The organism is Segatella copri (assembly GCF_015074785.1).
Classification (GTDB): Bacteria; Bacteroidota; Bacteroidia; order Bacteroidales; family Bacteroidaceae; genus Prevotella.
This window is the reverse complement of record NZ_CP042464.1, coordinates 1,770,305-1,792,494: the sequence shown is the minus strand read 5'-3', so window position 1 is coordinate 1,792,494 and position 22,190 is coordinate 1,770,305. Positions and strand designations below refer to the sequence as shown.

General features: G+C 49.1%; 19 protein-coding genes and 1 tRNA gene. 8 read left to right on the top strand and 12 right to left on the bottom strand.

Annotated elements, in window-relative coordinates:
- Positions 1-88 precede the first annotated feature (88 nt).
- The 8 genes from lpxD to FO447_RS07815 form a co-directional block, all read right to left on the bottom strand.
- Positions 89-1,120 carry a UDP-3-O-(3-hydroxymyristoyl)glucosamine N-acyltransferase gene (gene lpxD, locus FO447_RS07850; RefSeq protein WP_117587652.1) on the bottom strand — a complete coding sequence of 344 codons (1,032 nt, stop codon included), beginning with the start codon at positions 1,118-1,120 and terminating at the stop codon, positions 89-91.
- Between the two features lie 202 nt (positions 1,121-1,322).
- Positions 1,323-2,165, bottom strand: a complete 843-nt coding sequence (pyrF, locus tag FO447_RS07845) for an orotidine-5'-phosphate decarboxylase (protein ID WP_006847232.1) — start codon at positions 2,163-2,165, stop codon at positions 1,323-1,325.
- A 55-nt stretch (positions 2,166-2,220) separates the two neighbouring features.
- Positions 2,221-3,330, bottom strand: a complete 1,110-nt coding sequence (prfA, locus tag FO447_RS07840) for a peptide chain release factor 1 (RefSeq protein ID WP_118151070.1) — start codon at positions 3,328-3,330, stop codon at positions 2,221-2,223.
- Between the two features lie 55 nt (positions 3,331-3,385).
- Positions 3,386-4,534 carry an AIR synthase-related protein gene (locus FO447_RS07835; RefSeq protein WP_200758498.1) on the bottom strand — a complete coding sequence of 383 codons (1,149 nt, stop codon included), beginning with the start codon at positions 4,532-4,534 and terminating at the stop codon, positions 3,386-3,388.
- Between the two features lie 59 nt (positions 4,535-4,593).
- Complete coding sequence (locus FO447_RS07830; RefSeq protein ID WP_006847236.1) at positions 4,594-5,340, bottom strand: shikimate dehydrogenase family protein; 747 nt, start codon at positions 5,338-5,340, stop codon at positions 4,594-4,596.
- Positions 5,341-5,352: 12 nt separating this feature from the next.
- Complete coding sequence (ubiE, locus tag FO447_RS07825) at positions 5,353-6,087, bottom strand: bifunctional demethylmenaquinone methyltransferase/2-methoxy-6-polyprenyl-1,4-benzoquinol methylase UbiE (protein ID WP_200758359.1); 735 nt, start codon at positions 6,085-6,087, stop codon at positions 5,353-5,355.
- Between the two features lie 105 nt (positions 6,088-6,192).
- Positions 6,193-7,143, bottom strand: a complete 951-nt coding sequence (locus tag FO447_RS07820; protein ID WP_006847238.1) for a phosphoribosylaminoimidazolesuccinocarboxamide synthase — start codon at positions 7,141-7,143, stop codon at positions 6,193-6,195.
- A gap of 114 nt (positions 7,144-7,257) precedes the next feature.
- Positions 7,258-8,244 (bottom strand): PhoH family protein, encoded by a 987-nt coding sequence (locus FO447_RS07815; protein ID WP_118078681.1) that lies wholly within the window; start codon positions 8,242-8,244, stop codon positions 7,258-7,260.
- A gap of 232 nt (positions 8,245-8,476) precedes the next feature.
- Between FO447_RS07815 and FO447_RS07810 the strand changes: the two genes are divergently transcribed.
- Positions 8,477-9,352, top strand: a complete 876-nt coding sequence (locus FO447_RS07810; RefSeq protein ID WP_200758357.1) for a DUF5715 family protein — start codon at positions 8,477-8,479, stop codon at positions 9,350-9,352.
- A gap of 11 nt (positions 9,353-9,363) precedes the next feature.
- Here FO447_RS07810 and FO447_RS07805 read toward each other — a convergent pair whose 3' ends face one another.
- The 3 genes from FO447_RS07805 to FO447_RS07795 form a co-directional block, all read right to left on the bottom strand.
- Complete coding sequence (locus tag FO447_RS07805; RefSeq protein WP_200758356.1) at positions 9,364-11,619, bottom strand: cation:proton antiporter; 2,256 nt, start codon at positions 11,617-11,619, stop codon at positions 9,364-9,366.
- Positions 11,620-11,676: 57 nt separating this feature from the next.
- Positions 11,677-12,900 (bottom strand): peptidase T, encoded by a 1,224-nt coding sequence (gene pepT, locus FO447_RS07800; RefSeq protein WP_118078678.1) that lies wholly within the window; start codon positions 12,898-12,900, stop codon positions 11,677-11,679.
- Positions 12,901-12,934: 34 nt separating this feature from the next.
- Positions 12,935-13,008, bottom strand: a tRNA-Arg gene (locus FO447_RS07795).
- 258 nt (positions 13,009-13,266) lie between these two features.
- Here FO447_RS07795 and asnA point away from each other — a divergent pair.
- A complete protein-coding gene (asnA, locus tag FO447_RS07790) occupies positions 13,267-14,304 on the top strand; it encodes an aspartate--ammonia ligase (RefSeq protein ID WP_118140184.1) in 1,038 nt (345 codons plus the stop codon).
- 677 nt (positions 14,305-14,981) lie between these two features.
- On the opposite strand, the gene FO447_RS07785 is transcribed toward asnA, so the two are convergent.
- Positions 14,982-16,898 (bottom strand): DNA polymerase III subunit gamma/tau, encoded by a 1,917-nt coding sequence (locus FO447_RS07785; RefSeq protein WP_200758355.1) that lies wholly within the window; start codon positions 16,896-16,898, stop codon positions 14,982-14,984.
- Between the two features lie 68 nt (positions 16,899-16,966).
- Here FO447_RS07785 and FO447_RS07780 point away from each other — a divergent pair, with 68 nt between their 5' ends.
- The 6 genes from FO447_RS07780 to FO447_RS07755 all read left to right on the top strand — a co-directional run bounded on the left by FO447_RS07780 (position 16,967) and on the right by FO447_RS07755 (position 22,184).
- Positions 16,967-17,314, top strand: a complete 348-nt coding sequence (locus FO447_RS07780) for an FtsB family cell division protein (protein ID WP_118415625.1) — start codon at positions 16,967-16,969, stop codon at positions 17,312-17,314.
- Positions 17,298-17,723, top strand: coding sequence for a hypothetical protein (locus FO447_RS07775; protein ID WP_006847247.1), 426 nt, complete (start codon positions 17,298-17,300; stop codon positions 17,721-17,723). The genes FO447_RS07780 and FO447_RS07775 overlap by 17 nt, the downstream gene beginning before the upstream one ends.
- A 150-nt stretch (positions 17,724-17,873) precedes the next feature.
- On the top strand, positions 17,874-18,698 hold the full coding sequence (locus FO447_RS07770; RefSeq protein WP_022120844.1) for a DUF4369 domain-containing protein: 825 nt from the start codon (positions 17,874-17,876) through the stop codon (positions 18,696-18,698).
- A 69-nt stretch (positions 18,699-18,767) separates the two neighbouring features.
- On the top strand, positions 18,768-20,102 hold the full coding sequence (locus FO447_RS07765; RefSeq protein WP_118064646.1) for a dihydroorotase: 1,335 nt from the start codon (positions 18,768-18,770) through the stop codon (positions 20,100-20,102).
- A gap of 46 nt (positions 20,103-20,148) precedes the next feature.
- Positions 20,149-20,970, top strand: a complete 822-nt coding sequence (locus FO447_RS07760) for a vitamin B12 dependent-methionine synthase activation domain-containing protein (RefSeq protein WP_118415627.1) — start codon at positions 20,149-20,151, stop codon at positions 20,968-20,970.
- Positions 20,967-22,184 carry a metallophosphoesterase gene (locus FO447_RS07755; protein WP_200758354.1) on the top strand — a complete coding sequence of 406 codons (1,218 nt, stop codon included), beginning with the start codon at positions 20,967-20,969 and terminating at the stop codon, positions 22,182-22,184. The genes FO447_RS07760 and FO447_RS07755 overlap by 4 nt, the downstream gene beginning before the upstream one ends.
- The last annotated feature ends 6 nt before the right edge of the window (positions 22,185-22,190 follow it).

The following is a 22,190-nucleotide window of genomic DNA, read 5'->3' as shown; positions in this document are numbered from 1 at the left end:
TAATGTTAGGTGTTAAATGTTAAGTGTTAACTTGTTGGGGCATTCGCTCATTTAACATTTAACACTTTACATTTAACATTGAAAAAAATTACTTTTTCTTTAATTCTTCAATCTGCTTCTTCAGGTCGTTGAGTTCCTTGTACATATCAGGCAGGCGACGGAAGATTGCCTGTGACTTGAAGTAAGCGCGCTGCTCCATAGGAGGAGTTCCGATGAGCTGCTGGCCGCTCTTGAGGCTGCCAGGAACACCGCTCTGGGCACCGAGGAACACCTTGTCGCCGATAGTGATGTGGCCGGCAATACCCACCTGTCCGCCAAACATACACCATTCGCCTACCTTCGTACTGCCTGCTACACCTACCTGAGAAGACATCACGGTGTTGGCACCGATGTCGGTATTGTGGGCAATCTGTACGAGGTTGTCGAGTTTCACGCCCTTGCGTACGTAGGTAGAACCCATTGTAGAACGGTCAACACAAGTGTTGGCACCAATCTCTACATCGTCTTCGATGGTAACGATACCAATCTGAGGAATCTTGTCGTATCCTTCAGGACCAGGAGCAAATCCGAATCCGTCGGCACCGATCACACAACCTGCATGAAGCGTAACGTTGTTGCCTAACTTACAACCGTGATATACGGTAACGTTCGGATAGATGAGTGCATTCTTGCCAATCTTCACACCCTCTCCGATGTAGGCATGAGGATAAATCTGGCTACCTTCGCCTACCTCTGCACCATCGCTGATATATGCGAATGCACCTACATATACGCCTTCAGCCACCTTAGCCTTTGGAGAAACGAAAGCCAGCGGATCGATGCCGGTCTTCTTAGGCTTCATAGATTCGTACATCTGCAGGAGCTTAGCCACACACTCGTATGCATTCTTCACACGGATGAGGGTTGTGCTGACAGGGTGTTCCAATTCTACGTTCTCATCAATGAGTACGATACTTGACTTGGTTTCGTAAACATAATGAGTGTATTTAGGGTTAGAAAGGAACGAGATGGCGCCTTCCTTACCTTCTTCGATTTTTGCGAAGGTGTTGACTGTTGCGTTCTCATCACCTTCCACACGGCCCTGAACGAACTGGGCTATTTGTTGAGCGGTAAATTCCATAATTTATCTGTCTTCTAGTTTGTTTATTTAGGTTCCCAAGGCATCATTACCTTTAGGTAACCGCAATTTTGTTTGCAAAAATAGCAAAAAAGATTTAGATTCTCGACTTTATTTTGTAATATTTTGCTTTTTCGCCCCATAAAAGGGTATTTTTTAGGCGCAAAGCCTCTTTTTTAAGATACTTTGCGCCTAAATTGAGTTTTTATAACTTAGCAAGTTCTGCTGCCATTTCAGCCTGCAACTCCTTAGCTTTCTGACCTGCTACCTCAGCAAAGTCATCGCCGTTGCTGGCATAGATGATGCCGCGGGAAGAGTTTACGAGCAAGCCGCAATCCTTGATGATGCCATACTTGCAAACCTCCTGCAGGCTGCCGCCCTGTGCACCTACGCCCGGTACGAGGAGGAAGTGGTTAGGAGCCACCTTGCGGATGTCTTCGAACATCTTGCCCTGTGTAGCGCCTACTACGTACATCATGTTCTCATCGTTGCCCCATTCCTGGCTCTTCTTGAGAACCTTCTCGAAGAGGCGCTCACCCTCCTTATCCTCGGTGAGCTGGAAGTCGTGACTACCCTTGTTGCTGGTCAGTGCCAGAAGGATAACCCACTTGCCGTCATACTCGAGGAATGGCTTGACTGAATCCTCACCCATATAAGGTGCTACGGTTACAGAGTCGATATTGTATTCCTCGAAGAATGTCTGGGCATACATCTTGCTGGTGTTGCCGATATCGCCGCGCTTGGCATCTGCGATGATGAAGTGGTTAGGATAGTGGCTGTGGAGATACTTGATGGTGTTCTCGAAGGCAATCATGCCATCGATGCCGCGGCTCTCATAGAAAGCCAGGTTTGGCTTGTAAGCCACACAGTAAGGGGCTGTTGCGTCGATGATAGCCTTGTTGAATCTGAATATCATTTCGGCTTCTGCGCCCTGGATGTCTTCACTCTCGGTGATGCACTTAGGCAACTTGTTGATATCTGTGTCAAGACCTACGCACAAGAAACTCTTCTTGGCGAAAATCTGCTCTACGAGTTCTTTTCTGTTCATAATGGATTGATATGATGATTCATCGCCCCGAAGTACGGAACGATGAATCGGGGTTTTACAATTCTGTTTCTTTCAGTTTCTCAGCGTTCTCGGCTACGGTCAGGGCATCAATCATGTCCTGAATATCACCTGCCAGGAAACCGTTGAGATCGTGAGTGGTGTAACCGATACGGTGGTCGGTAACACGGCCCTGTGGGAAGTTGTAGGTACGGATTTTCGCACTGCGGTCGCCGGTAGATACGAGGCTCTTGCGGCGGCTGGCAATATCGTCAACATACTTCTGGTGCTCACGGTCGTGGATGAATGTATAGAGGCGGCTCAAGGCACGCTCCTTGTTCTTTGGCTGGTCACGGGTCTCGGTACACTCGATGAGGATTTCCTCTACCTCGCCTGTGTTAGGGTTCTTCCAAGGATAGCGGAGACGTACACCAGACTCCACCTTGTTCACGTTCTGACCACCGGCACCTGAGCTTCGGAAGGTATCCCACTTGATATCACCTTCGTTGATGTTCACCTCAAACTTGTCTGCTTCTGGCAATACAGCCACGGTAGCAGCAGAGGTGTGCATACGGCCCTGTGTTTCAGTAGCAGGCACACGCTGAACACGGTGAACACCTGATTCATACTTCAATGTGCCGTAAACGTCAGTACCGCTGACGGCGAAGTCTATTTCCTTGTATCCACCTACTGCGCCTTCAGAAACAGAAGTCACGCTGACGGTCCATCCCTTAGATTCGCAGTATTTCTTATACATATTAAATAGGTCGCCTGCAAAGAGGGCAGCCTCGTCGCCTCCGGCACCGCCTCGGATTTCCATCTGTACGTTTTTGGCGTCTTCTGGGTCCTTAGGTACCAGCGCAATCTTGATTTCTTCTTCGAGTTTAGGCTGCAGCGCCTCGTTCTCGTTGAGTTCTTCGCGAGCCATCTCCTTCATTTCCGGATCGCTCTCGTTGGCAAGGATATCCTTTGCCTCTTTGATGCTGTTCAGGCAGTTGATGTATCGCTTGCGTGCGTCCATGATATCACCCAGGTCTTTCCATTCCTTGGTGAGCTTCACGTAGCGTGTCTGGTCGGCGATGACATCAGGGTCGGTAATGAGGGTGCTTACTTCCTCGTATCGGCTCTCTAAGCCTTCTAGCTTCTGTAATATGTTGTTATTATCCATTGATTTTAATGTTGAATGTTGAGTGTTGAATGTTGAGTTGACACTAACATTGTTTTTAGTATTCGAATGTTCCGAATTCGCTCTTGATGGTCAGGCTGCGCTTGCCTTCTTCGATGTGGCCCACAATCTGGGCATCGATGTTGAAGCTCTTGCTGATGGCGATAACCTTCTCGGCAACCTCAGGACGAACGTAAATCTCCATACGGTGACCCATGTTGAATACCTGATACATCTCCTTCCAGTCGGTCTCTGAGCAGTCGTGGATAGCCTTGAAGAGTGGAGGCACAGGGAACATGTTGTCCTTCACTACCTTACAGTTCTCGCCTACGAAGTGCAGAACCTTGGTCTGGGCACCACCGGTGCAGTGAACCATACCGTGAATCTCTGGGCGGAGCTCATCGAGAATCTTCTTGATGACAGGAGCGTAGGTACGGGTAGGAGAGAGTACCAGTTCTCCGGCGTTGATAGGAGAACCCTCTATCTCATCAGTCAACTTATACTTACCGCTGTAAACCAACTCGTCTGGCACGGCGTGGTCGTAGCTTTCAGGATAGTTCTCTGCGAGATACTTGGCGAATACATCGTGGCGGGCAGAAGTAAGTCCGTTGCTGCCCATACCGCCGTTGTACTTCTTCTCGTAAGTAGCCTGACCTGTAGAAGAAAGACCTACGATAACATCGCCTGGACGGATGTTGGCGTTGTTGATGACATCGCTGCGCTTCATGCGGCAGGTAACGGTAGAGTCAACGATGATGGTACGAACCAGGTCGCCTACATCGGCAGTCTCACCGCCTGTAGGATAGATGCCGATACCCATCTCGCGCATCTCGTGGAGCAGGTCGTCAGTACCGTTGATGATAGCAGAGATAACCTCGCCTGGGATGAGCATCTTGTTGCGGCCGATGGTAGAGCTTACGAGGATGTTATCTACGGCGCCCACGCAGAGCAGGTCGTCGGTATTCATCACGATAGCATCCTGAGCGATACCTTTCCATACAGAGAGGTCGCCAGTCTCTTTCCAGTACATGTAGGCCAAGCTCGACTTGGTACCTGCACCGTCGGCATGCATAATGTTACAATACTCTGGGTCGCCGCCCAAGATATCAGGTATGATCTTGCAGAAAGCCTGTGGGAAGATACCCTTGTCGATGTTCTTGATAGCGTTGTGAACATCTTCCTTTGCTGCGCTAACACCGCGCATCATATATCTATTGTTACTCATATTCTTACTTTGAACTTTGATCTTTGAACTTTATGATATGCTTATTTTTCCTGGTGCCAGAAATCCCATGATGCAAAGGCTTGCAACAAGAGCATCTCCAAGCCATTCTTTACTGTGGCTCCATGTTCTTTGCCCTTCTTCATGAAGAGGGTTTCGTCGGGATTGTAGATGAGGTCGTAGAGCAGAGTGTGGCTGTCCATTGCCTCGTAAGGCAGCGCAGGACACTCGTCTACGTGTGGGTACATGCCCACTGGGGTACAGTTTACGATGACGTTATACTCCTTGATAACCTCAGGAGTGATTTTTTCGTACTGGATAGTACCCGGACGCTCGTATCGACTCACGAAGGCTGTTTCCAGTCCGAGCGATTTCAGACCGAAGTTGATAGCCTTTGAAGCTCCGCCTGTACCCAGGATGAGAGCCTTCTTGTGATAAGGCTCGATATAAGGTTCGATGCTCTTGGTAAAACCGATTACGTCGCTGTTATATCCTTTCAGATAAACATCTTCGCCTCTGTGCTCTACCTTGATCACGTTGACGGCTCCGATAGCATTCGCCTCAGGGCTTACCACGTCGAGATAGCTGATCACTTTCTCCTTGTAAGGAATGGTGACGTTGAGACCCTTAAGCTCAGGATTTGAGTCGAGAATCTCGGTAAGATTTTCGATAGAAGGTATCTCGAAGTTGATGTATTGGGCATCGATGCCCTCGTTCTCAAACTTTTCGTTGAAATAGTTCTTTGAGAACGAATGCCCCAGAGGGTAACCTATGAGTCCATACTTGTCCATAATATTTTTGTTTTATTTGGTTGCGAAATAGAGTGTGCAGATGCCGAAGGTGAGTCGCTTGAACTCTGCCTTTGCGAATCCTGCCTTTTTGAACACCTCCATCATGACCTCGCCCTGAGGGAATGCCTCGATGGTCTTGTTGAGATAACTGTAGGCGCTCTGGTCTTTGCTGATGAGTTTGCCATACATCGGCAAGACAGTGTTGGTGTAGATGCTGAACAGCTGCTTCATCGGGAAACTGACCGGTGTGGTGAGCTCTACGATGCAGAGATGTCCGCCCTTTTTCAGTACCCGGCACATTTCCTTCAGTCCCTGATCCAGGTTCTGGAAGTTCCTGATACCGAAAGCTGCGGTTACAGCGTCGAAGCTCTCGTCCTGGAACGAGAGGTTAAGGCAGTCTTCCTTGGCAAAGGAGATGGTGTTTTCCAGTCCCAGCTGCTTTACCTTCTGTCTGCCTATCTCCATCATGCCTTCCGAGATGTCTGCTCCGATCAGCTGGTCGGGATGTAGCATCTGTGCGGCTAGGATGGCGAAATCGCCGGTACCGGTAGCGATGTCGAGCATCTTTTTAGGAGAGAAGGGCGCAAGACGCCTGATTGCCTTCTTGCGCCATCCCTTATCGATATCCCACGAGAGACGGTGGTTCAGGGTATCGTAGGTAGGGGCGATGTTGTCGAACATCTCCTCTACCAGCTTGCCCTTGTCTCCTGTGCCCTCGTAGGGCTTTATCTGTTCTTGCTTATACATTATATATAGTATATAATTTATAGTTTATAGTTTATAGCATGAACCGCTTTGTTGCTCAACGGCGTAGCCTCTATTAACTGTAAACTATTAACTATTAACTAAAAACTACTTGTGTGCAGCAAGCCACTCGCTTACGTTCTTCTCGATGCGGGCAGCGATGTCGCCTTCCTCAGCAGCCTTGTCAAACTTCTCGCCGGTGATGTGCTCGTAGAGTTCGATGTAGCGGTCTGATACGCTCTCTGCATACTCGTCGGTAATCTCTGGCATAGTCTGGCCTGGCTCGTTCATGAAGTTGTGCTCGATAAGCCACTGACGAACGAACTCCTTAGAGAGCTGGCGCTGTGGCTCACCCTTCTCAAACTTCTCCTCGTAACCATCAGCATAGAAGTAGCGGCTAGAGTCTGGAGTGTGGATCTCGTCGATGAGATAAACCTTGCCGTCGCGCTTGCCGAACTCGTACTTGGTATCTACGAGAATCAATCCCTGCTTGGCTGCGATTTCCTGACCGCGGGCGAAGATACGGCGTGTGTAGTCCTCCATCACAGCGTAATCCTCTGCACTAACAATACCCTGGGCGATAATCTCTTCCTTAGAGATATTCATGTCGTGACCCTCGTCAGCCTTTGTAGTAGGGGTGATGATAGGTTCTGGGAAACGCTGGTTCTCGCGCATACCGTCTGGCAACTTCACACCGCAGATTTCGCGGCAGCCCTTCTGATACTCGCGCCATGCACTACCGGTGAGGATAGAACGGATGATCATCTCCACGCGGAAACCTTCGCACTTCAAACCTACGGTAACCATTGGGTCTGGAGTAGCCAACTTCCAGTTTGGACAGATGTCTGTAGTTGTGTCCAGGAACTTAGCTGCAATCTGATTGAGCACCTGTCCCTTGAATGGGATACCCTTAGGCAGAACAACGTCGAACGCTGAGATTCTGTCGGTAGCGACCATCACGAGGAGGTCGTCGTTAATGTCATACACATCACGTACTTTACCGTGGTAAACACTCTTCTGTCCATCAAAATGGAAATCTGTCTTTGTTAATGCTTTCATTTTACTTTGAACTTTGAATTTTGAACTTTGAACTTTATGATATGCTTTATTTATGATCTGCATTCTTGATGAAATCTATTTTTAAAGAATCATTCAGTTCATTCTTCATTCTGATTATTTTGAATTATCTTTTTCTGCTTTCTGAGCTTCCCGTGCTTCCGCTCTCTCCTTGTCATACTTATCGTATGCGTTGACGATGCGGGTTACGAGTTTGTGGCGCACGATGTCCTTCTGTCCCAGCTTCACCACTCCGATGCCTTCCACGCCGTCCAGAATCTTGAGCGCCTCCTTCAGTCCGCTTCGCTGTTCGCGTGGCAGGTCTATCTGTGTCAGGTCGCCGGTGATGATCATCTTGGTGTTCATGCCCATACGGGTTAGGAACATGCGAATCTGTTGGGAGGTAGTGTTCTGTGCCTCGTCGAGGATGACGACGGCATCGCTGAGTGTGCGTCCGCGCATAAAGGCGAGCGGAGCAATCTGGATAATGTGCTTTTCCATCATATCCTGCAGCTTTACGGCAGGTATCATGTCTTCCAGCGCATCGTAGAGCGGCTGGAGGTATGGGTCAATTTTGTCTTTCATATCGCCAGGCAGGAAACCGAGTTTTTCGCCGGCTTCTACGGCTGGTCGTGAGAGGATGATTTTCTTGATGGCTTTCTCCTTGAGGGCCTTTACGGCAAGGGCGATGCTGAGATAGGTCTTGCCGGTACCGGCTGGTCCCACGGCAAATATCATGTCGTTCTTCTCGTAAGCATCTATCAGCTGCTGCTGGTTTTCGCTGCGGCTCTTGATAGGTCGGCCACTGATGCTGTATACCAGCACGCCTTTCACGCTGTCCGCCTTGGTCTGTTTTCCTTTCACGATGTCCAGGATGTCTTCATCATTGAGCATGTTGTATTTAAGCAAGTGCTTGCGCATCTGCTCAATATCCTCTTCCACCTTTGCCATTTCCTCTTCGTCGCCGAGCACACGAATCACGTTGTCGCGTGCTACGATACGCAACTTAGGATACAGCGATTTAATCATCTGCAGGTGGGCATTGTTCACACCGTAGAACATCACTGGATCGATATCTTCGAGTACAATATGTTTCTCTATCAAAATGTCTTAATTCTATAAAGTTTAAACTATCCTATCTAATATTTTGTTATATAACGCTGCAAAATTACTACTTTTCCATGAAATGAGCAAATTTCGGCGAATAAAACATTCTTTAAATATTAAAAAAGCTATTTTTTCGAGAGATTTTGTTACCTTTGCAGCTAAATTTGGCGATACGGTTCCCGTTTTGCCTGAAGACTATAGAAAGTTATTTCGTGAAAATTAGATAATTATGAAGATTAGTAAGAATAGATATTTACAGGGTTTTGGTATTGTGGTTTTGCTTCTGGCGCTGGTAAGAGTCATCTTCCCGGGGGTAGCAAAACCGAAGGTTGCGGCTGCTGGTGCGGCTGATTCTACGCTCGTGGCTGCGAAGGATTCGGCTGCTTCTGATGCTTCTTCTGCTGAGATTTCTGATGCTCCCGCTGGTGCTGATGGAAATGTGGCTGAGGACCAGAAGAAGGATGAACTCTCTGTTATGCCTGATACGGCACAGAGCGGCAAGCCTTCTATCTTCTTCGACAAGGATGGCAAGGAGGTGAAGCATCGTATCTTCTCGGTGCCTCATTTCGGCAATACTTTCCCCGACCAGCAGGATGTGCAGATTTTAGCGGCTACTAAGCACGGCGTGAAACCGGTACAGAACCGTCTGGAGGCGGAGAACAGCAAGGGCAAGCTGGTGTATGTGGGCAGCAATCCTTTCTTTTATGTTGACAAGCTGAACAACAGTATTCCTTACCTGGTGCCTCGCGCCTCTGTGCTGCTCCAGGATATCGGCCGTGCCTATTTTGATTCGCTGCAGATCAAGGGCATTCCGCTGCATAAGATTATCGTGACGAGCATTCTGCGCACCAAGGATGATGTGGCTAAACTGCGTACCCGAAACGGCAATGCTACCGAGAATTCGTGTCATCTCTATGGTACTACCTTCGATATCTGCTACAACCGCTACAAGCAGATTCAGACCCGTGAGCAGCCTCGCCGCCAGGTGCAGAATGATACCCTGAAATGGGTGTTCTCCGAGGTGCTCCGCGATTTCCGCAACAAGAACCGCTGCTATATTAAATATGAGGTGAACCAGGGTTGCTTCCATATCACCGTGAAGTAGTGGTGTTTCATTTAATTTTTGATTCTCTTCAAATCTGCTTCTTCTCCCACTATCCAGATGATGTCTCCCTTCTTGAAGACTCGTGTAGGGGATACGTGCGTCAGATTTTCCCGGCCCTCTTCCAGTCCTACCACCATACAGTTGTATTTATCCCTTATTCCGCTTTCTATCAGCGTCTTTCCCAGGAATTCGCTGCCGCCGCTGATGATGAGCTGGCTGAGCTTCATCTCGCGCTTTTCTATTTCAGCCTCCTCAGGCAGCAGGTCGCTCTGCAGGGCGGTGTTGAATTTCTGCAGCTGGTCGTCGTTGCCGATTACCTGCAGTTTGTCGCCCGGGAAGATGATCATGTCGCCGTTCGGGATGTTCAGCCGGTGAGAGCCGCGGTGAATGCTGCTCAGGTCTACACCGAACCGCTGGCGCAGATGCAGCTCTCGCAGCGATTTGCCCGTCCAACTGCTGTCCTCTGGCACTTCAAATTCGCTGATGTGGATATCCCGGTCTAGCAGTCTGCCCTCGTAGAGCGGCCGCTTTTCGCCATTCACCTGAGCCGCAATATCGCGCGAGCGGAGGTTGTGAACGAAGACGCGCTCCATCACGATGCTACGCTTCTTGATGTGGCGGGAGGTTATCATCAGCATCACTACTGCTGCACCGATGCAGACAATCAGCGCATTGGTAAAGCGCGAGAGGAAATTGATGATGTAGAAGATGAAAGCCAGTGCTATCATAAAGCGCACGAACACCGTAAAGAGCAGCGGCACGCGGTTGATGCTGCTCTCCACCCAGAGGCGTTTCCACTCGGCACTGTGGTTCTTCTTCATCACGATGGCGCGCAGGAACGGTGAGATGAACAGGACGGTGAGCAGACCGGTGATGGCGTTGGCGTACCAGTGGAGATGCCAGCCGGGCAGCAGATTGCGCATCAGCGGCAGCACGAAGGTGAACATCAGGGCGATGACGGCTGCCGAGAGGATGGAGTAGGCGGTGGTGTTGACCAGCATCTGTCGGATCAGCGATTTCCACTTGCTCTGCTGCTGCGTCTGGGGATGACTCATCGCGAAATGGTTCAGAATATGGATGAGTTTGTCGGGCAGATGTTTCTCCATCACCTGATAGGTAGGTGTGGCAAGACGGATCATATAAGGTGTGAGGAAGGTGGTGATGACGCTCACTGCTACCACTACCGGATAGAGGAACTTGCTGATGACGCCGAGCGACAGACCCAGCGAGGCGATGATGAAAGAAAACTCACCGATCTGGGCCATCGAGAAACCGCAGCGCATCGCCGACTTCAGCGACTCGCCTCCGAGCATGAATCCGAAGGTGCCGAATATCGCCTGACCTATCAGTATCGTACCGACCAGGGCGAGGATAGGAACGGCATATTCTACCAGAATCTTCGGGTCTACCAGCATACCTACCGATACGAAGAAGATGGCTCCGAAGAGATTCTTTACCGGTTCTACGAGTTTGATAATCTTCTCTGCCTCAATGGTTTCTGCCAATATGCTGCCCATGACGAAGGCTCCGAAGGCGCTGCTGAACCCCACCTTGGTGCTCAGTACCGCCATGCCGCAGCACAGACCCAGCGAAACGATGAGCAGGGTTTCGGCATTGATAAGTTTCCTCACCGAACGAAGGAACCACGGAATGGCGAAGATGCCCACGATAAACCACACGCCCAGGAAGAAGCCTATCTTCACGATGGAGGCAAGCATCTGCCCGCCGTCGGGACTGCTTCCGCTCGCTATCGCCGACAGCATCACCATCATCACGATAGCCAGGATATCTTCCAGTATCAGTACGCTCATCACCATCGAGGCAAACTTCTGGGTGCGCAGCCGCATATCATCGAATGCCTTGTATATAATAGTGGTGGAACTCATGGCGAGCATACCGCCCAGGAAGATGCAGTCCATCCTTCCCCAGCCGAAACTGTGGCCTACGCTGATGCCCAGCATCATCATGCAGAACACGATGACCACGGTGGCGATGATGGGAGAGGCACCCATCTTCACGATTTTCTTGAACGAGAAGTCAAGACCGAGCGAGAAGAGGGTGAAGATGACACCGATGTCGGCCCAGGTCTGGATATCCGTCTCGTCGACTACCGACATGGTGTAGGACATGTGTGGCGAAACCAGGAATCCCGCCATGATGTATCCCAGCACCAGCGGCTGCTTGAGCCTTTTGAAGATGAGGGTTACGATGCCTGCTACCATCAGGATGAGGGCGAGGTCTTTTACTAAGAATGGAATTTCAGCCATATTTTTCTGTTTATGAAAAAGGGGAATTTAGATGTGTCTAAATTCCCCATATCTGTATTAGTCATTAAATTCTTCTGTGATTTCCGCTATCTTCACGATGGTCTTCACTACCTTCTCCATTACCTGGATGCTCACAAACTCGTGAGGGCCGTGGAAGTTGACACCGCCGGCGAAGATGTTAGGACAAGGCAGACCCTTGAAGCTCAGCTGGGCTCCGTCGGTACCGCCGCGGATAGGTTCTACGCGAGGTGGAACGCCGCTCTCCTGCATCGCTCTGAGCACGATGTCGATGACATGCATGTTAGGATCAATCTTCTCCTTCATGTTATAGTACTGGTCGTAGATAACCGCCTTTACGGTTCCGTCGCCATACTTCTCGTTCATCTTGTTCACGCAGTCCTCGATGAAATCCTTGCGGTTTTCAAACCTGTTGCGGTCGTGATCTCGGATGATGTAGCTGAGTTTTGCCTCCTCGCAGCGGCTCTCGATGCCGATGAGGTGGTAGAAACCCTGGTAGCCTTCAGTCTGCTCAGGAGTCTCGTTCTCAGGAATCATGTTCTGGAATTCCACAGCCAGTCGGCTTGCATTCACCATCTTGCCCTTGGCATAGCCTGTATGAACGCTCACGCCCTTGATGACGATCTTGGCTCCGGCAGCATTGAAGTTCTCGTATTCCAGGTCGCCCAGGTCGCCGCCATCTACGGTGTAAGCCCAGTCGCAGCCAAACTTCTCTACATCGAAATGATGTGCACCCATACCGATTTCCTCGTCAGGATTGAAACCTACGCGGATATCTCCGTGCTTGATTTCGTCGTGGTCGCGCAGATAGCACATAGCCTGTACGATTTCAGCGATGCCCGCCTTGTCGTCAGCACCCAGCAGGGTAGTACCGTCTGTCACGATGATATCCTCTCCCTTGTGAGCCTTCAGCTCTGGGAAAGTCTCAACGCTTGAGATGATGCCCGGGCTCAGCTCGATGTCGTTGCCGTCATAGTTTTTGATGACGCGCGCCTTTACATCCTTTCCGCTGGCATCAGGCGATGTATCCATGTGTGAAATAAATCCGATGGTAGGAGTCTTTTTCTTGGTATTGCTCTTCAGGGTGGCATAGATATAGCCCATGTCATCCATTTCGACATCGCTCAGTCCTTCGTCCTCAAGTTCCTTCTTCAGGTACTTGGCAAATTCGAGCTGTTTTGCCGTACTAGGCACGCTGGTCGATTCTTCGCTCGACTGTGTGTCGAATTTCGTATAGTTTATAAATCGTTCTACTAAATCCATGTTTTCAATTATTAATCATTTCTGTTGTTTCGGGTGATCTCGGTGGGATTCAAACCCACGACCTTCAGAACCGGAATCTGACGCTCTATTCAGCTAAGCTACGAGACCCTCTTTTCTGCCGCCCGTTTCTCCGCCTGAATGACATCGAATCGGGAAGTCGACTGCAAAATTACTGCTTTTATTTGAAATAACCAAATATTTGGGGCAGATTTTTTCATATATATAATGTGTATTTGTGAATTGTTCTACAAAATGCTACTAAAAAACTTAAAAATGCTATCATTTTGCGAAAAAATACGGAAAAATGCTTGCAGATTAATTATTATTTTGTACCTTTGCAGCGCAAATACTAAATATGAAATAAAAATGAGCAATTTGATAAAACCTGAAGGGTACAAGGCGCTGCTGGATATGCGCCAGACCGAAATGGGTATTAAAATGATAAAAGAATTCTTCCAGCAAAACCTGAGCACCGAGCTCCGTCTGTGTCGTGTTACCGCCCCTCTCTTCGTATTGAAGGGTTTGGGTATCAATGATGACCTGAATGGAGTGGAGCGCCCTGTAACTTTCCCTATCAAGGATTTGGGTGATGCTCAGGCTGAGGTGGTTCATTCTCTTGCCAAATGGAAGCGACTGACGCTTGCCGAGTATGAGATTGAGCCTGCTTATGGCGTATATACTGATATGAACGCCATCCGTGCTGACGAGGAGCTGGATAATCTTCATTCGCTCTATGTTGACCAATGGGACTGGGAGGCTGTGATTACCAAGGAAGACCGTACCATCGCCTTCCTCGAAAATATCGTGCGCCGCATCTATGGTGCCATCTTGCGTACCGAGTTTCTGGCTTGCGAGCATTATCCTCAGCTGAAGCCTTTCCTGCCTAAGGAGATTCATTTCATTCATGCGCAGGATTTGCTCGATATGTATCCAGACCTTTCTCCTAAGGAGCGTGAGGATGCTATCTGCAAGAAGTATGGCGCTGTATTTGTAGAGGGCATTGGCGGCAAGTTGAGCGATGGCAAGAAGCATGATGGCCGAGCTCCTGACTATGATGACTGGAGCACCGTGGCTGAGAACGGCAAGATGGGACTGAATGGTGATATTCTCATCTGGTATCCTGTTCTGGGTCGCAGTTTCGAGCTCAGTTCTATGGGTATCCGTGTTGACAAGGAGAGTCTGCTGCGTCAGCTTAAGCTGGAGGGCAAGGAGGATAGAGAGAAGCTTTACTTCCATCAGCAGCTCCTGAACGACAAGTTGCCTCTGAGCATTGGTGGCGGTATCGGTCAGAGCCGTCTGTGCATGGTATTGCTTCATAAGGCTCACATTGGTGAGATTCAGGCTAGCATCTGGCCTGAGGAGATGCGCAAGGAGGCTGAGGAAGCGGGCATGAACCTCATCTAGGCCTTTCTGTCGGTGCGTCATGGTGTGTACTGTGATGTGCTGCATATTCAGTTGATCTTTTTAAGATAATAATAATTTGCTTACGAAGGCTCCCGGTGCTTTTCTGCATCGGGGGCTTTTTTGTTGTGTGTCGGTATGACTCTAACCTAGCTGGTTCAAATTCCCCAGAACGCCCCGTTTCTGCCGTTTTCGGGGTCTTCATTGATGACCGGCGTCTGCCATCATTTATAACCCGTGTTGGTCTTAATAGAAGACTCGAGCGAGGCACAAAAGACTGTTCTTTCGATTGCCGGTGCAAAGATACGAAGATTTCTGGTATCTACCAAATTTAGGCATGTGATAAGGAACGATTTTCAGCAGCTTACGATTTGAAACTTAGTAAAGAGAAATAACTCTATGTTTCATGGAACGCATCTCTATGTTTTGCGGTGTAGAAAACTATGTTTTGCGCTATAAACCAGTATATTACAAAGTAATAACCGATTACGTAGAACGTATTCAGTATTCAGTATTCAGTTTTTTTCGCTGTTGTTACCACTCTCTGTATAGATAGTATATTATATATATAATATATATATATAATATAAAATAATTACTTACAATTTGTAACCATATAAAAGGTAGCTATCGCGAAAAAAACTGAATACTGAATACTGAATAACCTCTTGGGCATCATTCTATGTCATGACCAGATCCAGGTCCTTTGTGAGTTTTTTCATCGCAGGGTTCTTCTCCATAAGAAGTTCCAGAACTTCATTCTTGGTCAGAACCTTGCCCACCTCTTCCTGGTCGGCAAGGCGGTAGGTGATGCTCAGTTCGCTGTTGTGAAGACCTAAGACGAAAGTCTTGAGAATGCGGTTCTTGATGTTCAAAACGTCGTCTAATAAGAGCTGGTTGTTGATGATAACCTCTATCTGCGGATAGTTGGTTATCTTCGGTACAATACTCTTCATACGGTTGGCTAAGCCTATGAAATCCAGCTTGTTCTGCATTCTCATGCACATACTGAACCATGTTGCTTCCACCTGCTCCTGGGTGAACTCGTTCTGGTCGCCCGTGATGGTCGCTTTTTCCTCATTGGTATCATCATACGGACTGTGCAGGCGGCGCTGGTTCTCCTCCCTCTTCTTCAGGTTAGAGAAAGTCATGCCTATGCCGCCCAGCTTGATATTCTTGAGTCGTGGCTTGTGAGGCGATGCAGCATCAGTAGCAGCTCCGGCAGCGGCTGAGCCTTCTGGAGAGGCAGATGCGGCTGCGGTGGCAGATGCAGAATAAGATGCAGCATTAGAGGCTGCAGAAGCGGCTGTCGGTGCCCCTGACGAAGGCACAGCAGTAGCTGTAGCAGCAGACGTTCCCGGCTGTGAAGACCGGTTTTCGCTGCTGCCGGAAGGCTCAGAACCTGCACCCTGAGAGGCAAGCTTAGACTGAGCCAGGAGTTTCTGAAACAGGGATTTTAATCTATTGGGCGTACGCCCCGCACTAGGCACATCCTGATCCTCGGGCTGCGTAATCTGGCCTATCTGTATCAGGGTGAGCTCTACCAGTAATCGCTTGTTACTGCTGGCGCGGTAATGGATATCGCACTGGTTCATCAGTTCCAGCGCCTTATATAAGAAAGGTGTAGGAGCCTTCTGGGCCTGAGCCTGGAACTTGGCTTTCTGGTCGTCGCTGGTTTCGAGCAGAGGCATGGTCTGAGGGTCCTTCGCCATCATCACATTGCGCACATGCTGGGCAAGCCCCTGTATCATGTTGCCGCCATCGAAACCGCGGCTCAGAATGCCGTCGAGCGTTACCATCATCTCGGGCACCTTATTCTCCAAAGCCAGATCTACCAGACGGAAATAGTTGTCGCTGTCGAGCACGTTCAGGTCCTCGATTACCTTCTGGTAAGTGATGTTGCCCATGCAGAAGCTGGCAGCCTGGTCGAAGATAGAGAGGGCATCGCGCATACCTCCGTCAGCCTTTTCGGCTATCACGGCGAGCGCCTGCTCTTCATATTGTATGCCTTCCTTCTCAGCCACCATCTTCAGGTGGTTGATGGTATTGGCTACCGTCATTCGCTCGAAGTCGTAAATCTGGCATCGGCTCAGGATGGTAGGCAGAATCTTGTGCTTCTCGGTAGTGGCGAGGATAAAGATGACATGCTGAGGCGGCTCCTCCAGTGTCTTGAGAAAAGCGTTGAAGGCGGCTGTAGAGAGCATGTGGACCTCGTCGATGATAAACACCTTATACTTGCCCACCTGGGGCGGGATGCGGGTCTGCTCCATCAGAACTTTAATCTGGTCAACACCGTTGTTGCTGGCAGCATCCAGCTCGAAGATGTTGTAGGAACGCTGCTCATTGAAGGCACGGCAGCTCTCACATTCGTTGCATGCTTCGCCGTCTTCGCGAGGGTGCTCGCAGTTGATTGCCTTCGCAAAAATGCGGGCACAAGTGGTTTTGCCCACACCTCTCGGACCGCAGAAAAGATAGGCGTGCGCCAGCTTGCCGCTCTTCACTGCATTCTTCAAAGTGGTGGTCAATGCACTCTGTCCGACAACCGAATCGAAGGTCATCGGACGGTACTTTCTTGCAGAAACTATATACTCTTCCATTATTTTTTCTTAATTGATGATGCAAAGATAACAAAAAAATATTATCTTTGCAAACAAATTCGGAAGAAATGAGTAAAAAACTTGGTATTATATGGAATTATCTCGCTCATTATAAGTATCTTATAGTGATTGTAGCGGGTGTTCTGGTAGTTGGTGTGGTTGACGACAACAGTGTAAGACAGCACATTAAGTACCAGATAGAGATAGCTACGCTCCGTTCGGAGATAGAAAAATATCGTGAGCAGTATGAAAGCGACAAGCATACCCTGCGTGATATGCAGCATGGTGTGCGGGCATTTGAGAAGATAGCCCGCCAGCGTTATTTCATGAAGGCTGATGATGAAGACATCTTTGTATTGAGTTCGGATATTCCGGAAAAAACTAACGAACAAGACGAAAATGAAACAATTGAGTAAACTGGAAAGTGCTATTTTCTTGCTGGGCGGCGTGCTGATGGTTGTCGGTGCGGCTTGCTTCGCATTTGGTTTTTCACATCCGCAGCTGGTGCAGGTAACGAGCTGGGGGTTCCTGCTGGGCACCATACTCTTCAGCGTGATGCAGGCGATGCAGTTCTATGAGGGACCTTCGCTGGTTATCCACCGCCTGAAGCGCATGCAGTATGTGGCAGACATCTTCTTCGTGCTCTCAGGCATCTCGATGGTAGATACGGTGTATGCTTTCCTGCGCCGCTGGTTTGAGAATTATGAGACCTATATCACCTATTTCTATAATAAGTGGGTAGTCTTCCTTCTCATCGCAGCCCTGCTGGAACTGTATACCACGCATCGCATCTCTCATGAACTGAAGAAGGAAAACAATCAGTAATATAGAAAGGACGAGAAAAAAGCTTTCGGTGGCCAATAGGAGTGCAAACAAAACATAAATCTTGTAAGAATGAATTAAATTGCTGCAATTTATTTCGTCAGTTCAAATTAAGATTGTACTTTTGTTCACCGAAAGTGATATAGATAGCTTATGAATAGAATATTTTACGCATTCATTGCCTTGATGGCACTTGCATCTTGTGCCAACAGTTACGATATCTCGGGTACTTCTAACGTAAGTACTCTGGACGGACGCATGCTGTACCTTAAGATACTGGAAAACAACGATTTCAAGAACGTGGATTCTTGCGATGTAGTGCACGGACAGTTCCATTTTCAGGGTTCTGTCGACTCTATGAAGATGGCGAATATCTTCATGGATGATGACCCTGTGCTGCCGTTGGTGCTGGAGAGTGGAAGCATTACGGTGAAGCTCGATGATACACAGCAGGTGGTAAGCGGTACTCCTATGAACGATAAACTCTTCGGATTCTTCAAGAAATACCAGCAGATTCAGAATCAGTTGCGCGAACTGGTACACAAGCACGACCAGGCTATCATGAACGGTAGCGATATGGTGGCTGTCAACAAGCATCTGAACGAGGAATCCATCCGCCTCTCTGAGCAGGAAGACAAGCTCATCACTTCGTTTGTTACCGACAACTTCAACAATGTGCTGGGACCGGGCGTCTTCTTCCTCGTTACGATGGGCAACCAGTATCCGATGCTCTCTCCTTGGATTGAGGATATCATGAGCAAGGCTACCGACTATTTCAAGAATGATCCTTATGTAAAGGACTATTATAAGAAAGCTCAAGAAAATCAGGAGATTATGAACGGTACACGAGATGCTCAGAGCGGCATGCAGCCAGAGATGGAGGCGGCTCCACAGGTAAATCCTGATGCGGCTCCGGCACCTACAGCCAACGAACTGGCTGCGCCTACGATTCCTGAAAAACAGGAAGGTCAGGAGTAGAAACAGGGCTCTTTCAAGGTCTTGGGCATTAACATCTTGTAAAACTCTTCATTTTATAAGTTTAGTAATATGAAATTAATCAAGAATGGAACCATTATAAATGAGGGTCGCTCTTTTGTGGGTGACCTCTTGTTGGATGGTGAATTTATCAAGGAGATATATGAAGGCGAGGCACCCCGTGGCAATTACGATGAAGTCATCGATGCCTCGGGGTGTTTTGTTTTGCCGGGTGTGATTGATGATCATGTTCACTTTCGTGAGCCGGGACTTACGCAGAAGGCTGACATCGAGAGCGAAAGCCGTGCAGCTGCCTTTGGTGGTGTGACCAGTTATTTTGAGATGCCTAATACGGTGCCTCAGACTACCACTCTGGAGGCTTGGCTGGCAAAGCGGCAGCTGGGCGCTGAGAAGAGTCATGTGAACTACAGTTTCTTCTTTGGTGCTACCAATGATAATGTAAATGATTTTGAACAGCTCGATACGCATCGTGTACCGGGCATCAAGCTCTTTATGGGCTCCAGTACGGGTAATATGCTGGTGGATAAATATGAGGCACTGCAGGCTATCTTCAAGAAGGCGAAAGAGCTGGATTTGCCGGTGATGACCCACTGTGAGGATACCGAAATCATCAACCGCAACATGCAGCTGGCTAAGCAGAAATGGGGTGAGGACCCTGCCGTAGAACATCATCCGGAAATACGCAGCGAGGAGGCTTGCTATGAAAGCAGCCGTCTGGCAGTGCAGCTGGCTAAGGAAAGCGGGGCGCATCTCCATATCGCTCACGTTACTACGGCTAAGGAACTGGAGTTCTTCGGTAAGGATGAAAATATTACAGGAGAGGCTGTTGTGGCTCATCTCATGTTCTCGGATAAAGATTACGCTGTGAAGGGCGCACGCATCAAATGCAACCCTGCAGTAAAGACCGCTGCTGACCGCGAAGCTTTGCGTAAGGCACTGAGTAATGACAAGATAACTGTAGTAGGAACCGATCACGCTCCTCATCAGTTGAAGGATAAACAGGGCGGTTGTGCCAAGGCTGCATCAGGTATGCCAATGGTACAGTTCTCATTGGTAAGCATGCTGAAACTTGTTGACGAAAAGGTAATCAGTATCGAGCGCCTGGTTGAACTGATGTGCCATAATCCAGCCCGTCTGTTCCATATCAGTCAGCGCGGTTTCCTGCGTCCGGGTTATAAGGCAGATGTCGTTGTGGTGCGCAAGGGAGAGCCTTGGAAGGTGACCGAAGAGGTGATTCAGAGCAAGTGTAAATGGAGCCCTGTAGAGGGTGACGAGTTTGCATGGAAAGTGGAACAGACTTTCTGTAACGGTCGTCTGATCTACGACAAAGGCGTGTTTGATGCCGCCAGCAGAGGAGAGGAACTGGAGTTCAGAAACAATTCCTGAAAAAAGAGAAATCTTACGGGGATTGTAAAATAAAATATCGTATCGGATGCGAAGAATAGTATACAATATAAGCGAAATTGAGCCATATATCAACTGGCTATATTTCTATCATGCCTGGGGATTGAGCGGCAAACCTCGAGAGGAAAAGGAAAAAATGAAGGCTGAGGCGCTCGATATGCTCCATTCATGGGAAGGCGAATATCATACCTATGCCGTCTTCGGACTCTTCGAGGCGAACAGCGAGGGGGATGATATCTGGCTGGAAGGGCAGAAAGTACGCTTCCCGATGCTCCGTCAGCAGCATCCGGCGGCTCAGGGAGAACCCAATCTCTGTCTGGCTGATTTCATCCGCCCTCTGGGCTGCGGAATAACAGACCGGCTGGGTATCTTCTGCACGACGGTAGATGGCGGTCTGGAGAAGAAATATCGCTCGGACGACTACCTCAATATGATGGCACAGACACTCTGCGACCGGTTGGCTGAAGCCACGGCAGAGAAGTTGCACGAAGAGGTGAGACGCAGCATCTGGGGCTATGCTCCCGACGAGCAGCTGAGTATCGAAGACCAGCATCTGGAGCGCTATCAGGGCATCCGTCCGGCTATCGGATATCCTTCGCTGCCCGATACCAGTGCCAACTTCATCATCGACCAGCTCATCGATATGAGTCAGGTGGGCATCCGGCTCACCACAAGCGGTATGATGACGCCTCATGCCAGTGTTTCGGGGCTGATGTTTGCACATCCCAAGTCGCGGTATTTCGAACTGGGACGGATAGGAGACGACCAGCTTCGCGACTATGCACAGCGCAGAGGAGTGCCCGTGCAGGCAATGAAAACGTATCTTCAATCAAGTTTGATCAAGAAATGATAGCAAGAATATTGATACCCGTAGTGGTATTCACCCTGTTGCCGTATCTGTGGATATATAAAAGGTATGGCAAGTTACGGCTGAAGAGTCTCTGGCAGCGGGTGCTCTTCTGGTTGCCGGCTTTCGTGGTTATCGCCTACAGCGCGTATATCACGATGCAGCCCAACTTCCTGCCACGCAATCCGGTGCTCATCGACATCTGGTTTGTGATGATGGCAGTATGTGCGGTTCCGCAGTTTGTCTTCAGCCTGTTCAGTGTCTTCGGTTGGTGCTGTATGCGGCTCCTTCACGGACATCGCAACTGGGGTAAGCTCCTCGGACTGGTAGTGGGAGCGGTGGCGTTCATCTGCTTTATCTACGGATTTACCGAAGGATTTCCTAAGATGCAGGTCAAGCGTATCACCATCTATGTACCCAATCTGCCGAAGTCTTTCGAGGGCTATCGCATCGTTCAGTTCAGCGACATCCATCTCGGGTCATACTATGGCTGGCGTGGTCATCTGCCTCAGCGCGATATCGACAGTATTAATGCCGAAAAACCTGATCTGATTTGCTTTACGGGTGATTTACAGAATGTTACACCCGATGAACTGCCTAAGTATCAGGCGCTGCTCAGCAGTCTGAAAGCCAGAGACGGCGTGATGAGTGTGCTGGGCAATCACGATTACACCTATTATATGGATGTAGATGATGAGCAGGAGATAGCTGCATTAGAGAAGCGGATGCAGGACTTCCAGCGGAGTTGCGGATGGCGCCTGCTGATGAATGAACATGTGGAGGTGCATAGAGGCGCTGACAGCATCTATGTAGCTGGTACAGAGAACTATGACAAACCAAAGCGCACCAACGTAAGGAAGGCGCTGTATGGCATCAGACCGGGCTCTTTCGTGCTGATGCTGCAGCATATTCCGAAGCAATGGCGCGAGACCTGGCCTTCTACTATTAATAAGGAGAAGGATGAGGATGGCGATGTGATAGGACCTGACAGGAAGGATTCGCTGGTCGTAGCACCGCAGCTTACGCTGAGCGGTCATACGCATGCGGGGCAGATCAGTATCCTGGGCTTGCGTCCGTTGATGTTTACTCCTTATGATTACGGCCTCTTCGAAGAGGAGGGTTGCCAGCTCTATACCACATCGGGGCTGGGCGGTACCGTTCCAATCCGCATAGGGGCTACGGCAGAAATCGTGGTCATCACACTGAAGAGAAAATAAGGAGTG

Excerpts from the sequence above, each read along its gene's own strand:
- lpxD (WP_117587652.1), bottom strand. The coding sequence starts at position 1,120 with ATGGAATTTACCGCTCAACAAATAGCCCAGTTCGTTCAGGGCCGTGTG.
- pyrF (WP_006847232.1), bottom strand. The coding sequence starts at position 2,165 with ATGAACAGAAAAGAACTCGTAGAGCAGATTTTCGCCAAGAAGAGTTTC.
- prfA (WP_118151070.1), bottom strand. The coding sequence starts at position 3,330 with ATGGATAATAACAACATATTACAGAAGCTAGAAGGCTTAGAGAGCCGA.
- FO447_RS07835 (WP_200758498.1), bottom strand. The coding sequence starts at position 4,534 with ATGATGCGCGGTGTTAGCGCAGCAAAGGAAGATGTTCACAACGCTATC.
- FO447_RS07830 (WP_006847236.1), bottom strand. The coding sequence starts at position 5,340 with ATGGACAAGTATGGACTCATAGGTTACCCTCTGGGGCATTCGTTCTCA.
- ubiE (WP_200758359.1), bottom strand. The coding sequence starts at position 6,087 with ATGTATAAGCAAGAACAGATAAAGCCCTACGAGGGCACAGGAGACAAG.
- FO447_RS07820 (WP_006847238.1), bottom strand. The coding sequence starts at position 7,143 with ATGAAAGCATTAACAAAGACAGATTTCCATTTTGATGGACAGAAGAGT.
- FO447_RS07810 (WP_200758357.1), top strand. The coding sequence starts at position 8,477 with ATGAAGATTAGTAAGAATAGATATTTACAGGGTTTTGGTATTGTGGTT.
- FO447_RS07805 (WP_200758356.1), bottom strand. The coding sequence starts at position 11,619 with ATGGCTGAAATTCCATTCTTAGTAAAAGACCTCGCCCTCATCCTGATG.
- pepT (WP_118078678.1), bottom strand. The coding sequence starts at position 12,900 with ATGGATTTAGTAGAACGATTTATAAACTATACGAAATTCGACACACAG.
- asnA (WP_118140184.1), top strand. The coding sequence starts at position 13,267 with ATGAGCAATTTGATAAAACCTGAAGGGTACAAGGCGCTGCTGGATATG.
- FO447_RS07785 (WP_200758355.1), bottom strand. The coding sequence starts at position 16,898 with ATGGAAGAGTATATAGTTTCTGCAAGAAAGTACCGTCCGATGACCTTC.
- FO447_RS07780 (WP_118415625.1), top strand. The coding sequence starts at position 16,967 with ATGAGTAAAAAACTTGGTATTATATGGAATTATCTCGCTCATTATAAG.
- FO447_RS07775 (WP_006847247.1), top strand. The coding sequence starts at position 17,298 with ATGAAACAATTGAGTAAACTGGAAAGTGCTATTTTCTTGCTGGGCGGC.
- FO447_RS07770 (WP_022120844.1), top strand. The coding sequence starts at position 17,874 with ATGAATAGAATATTTTACGCATTCATTGCCTTGATGGCACTTGCATCT.
- FO447_RS07765 (WP_118064646.1), top strand. The coding sequence starts at position 18,768 with ATGAAATTAATCAAGAATGGAACCATTATAAATGAGGGTCGCTCTTTT.
- FO447_RS07760 (WP_118415627.1), top strand. The coding sequence starts at position 20,149 with ATGCGAAGAATAGTATACAATATAAGCGAAATTGAGCCATATATCAAC.
- FO447_RS07755 (WP_200758354.1), top strand. The coding sequence starts at position 20,967 with ATGATAGCAAGAATATTGATACCCGTAGTGGTATTCACCCTGTTGCCG.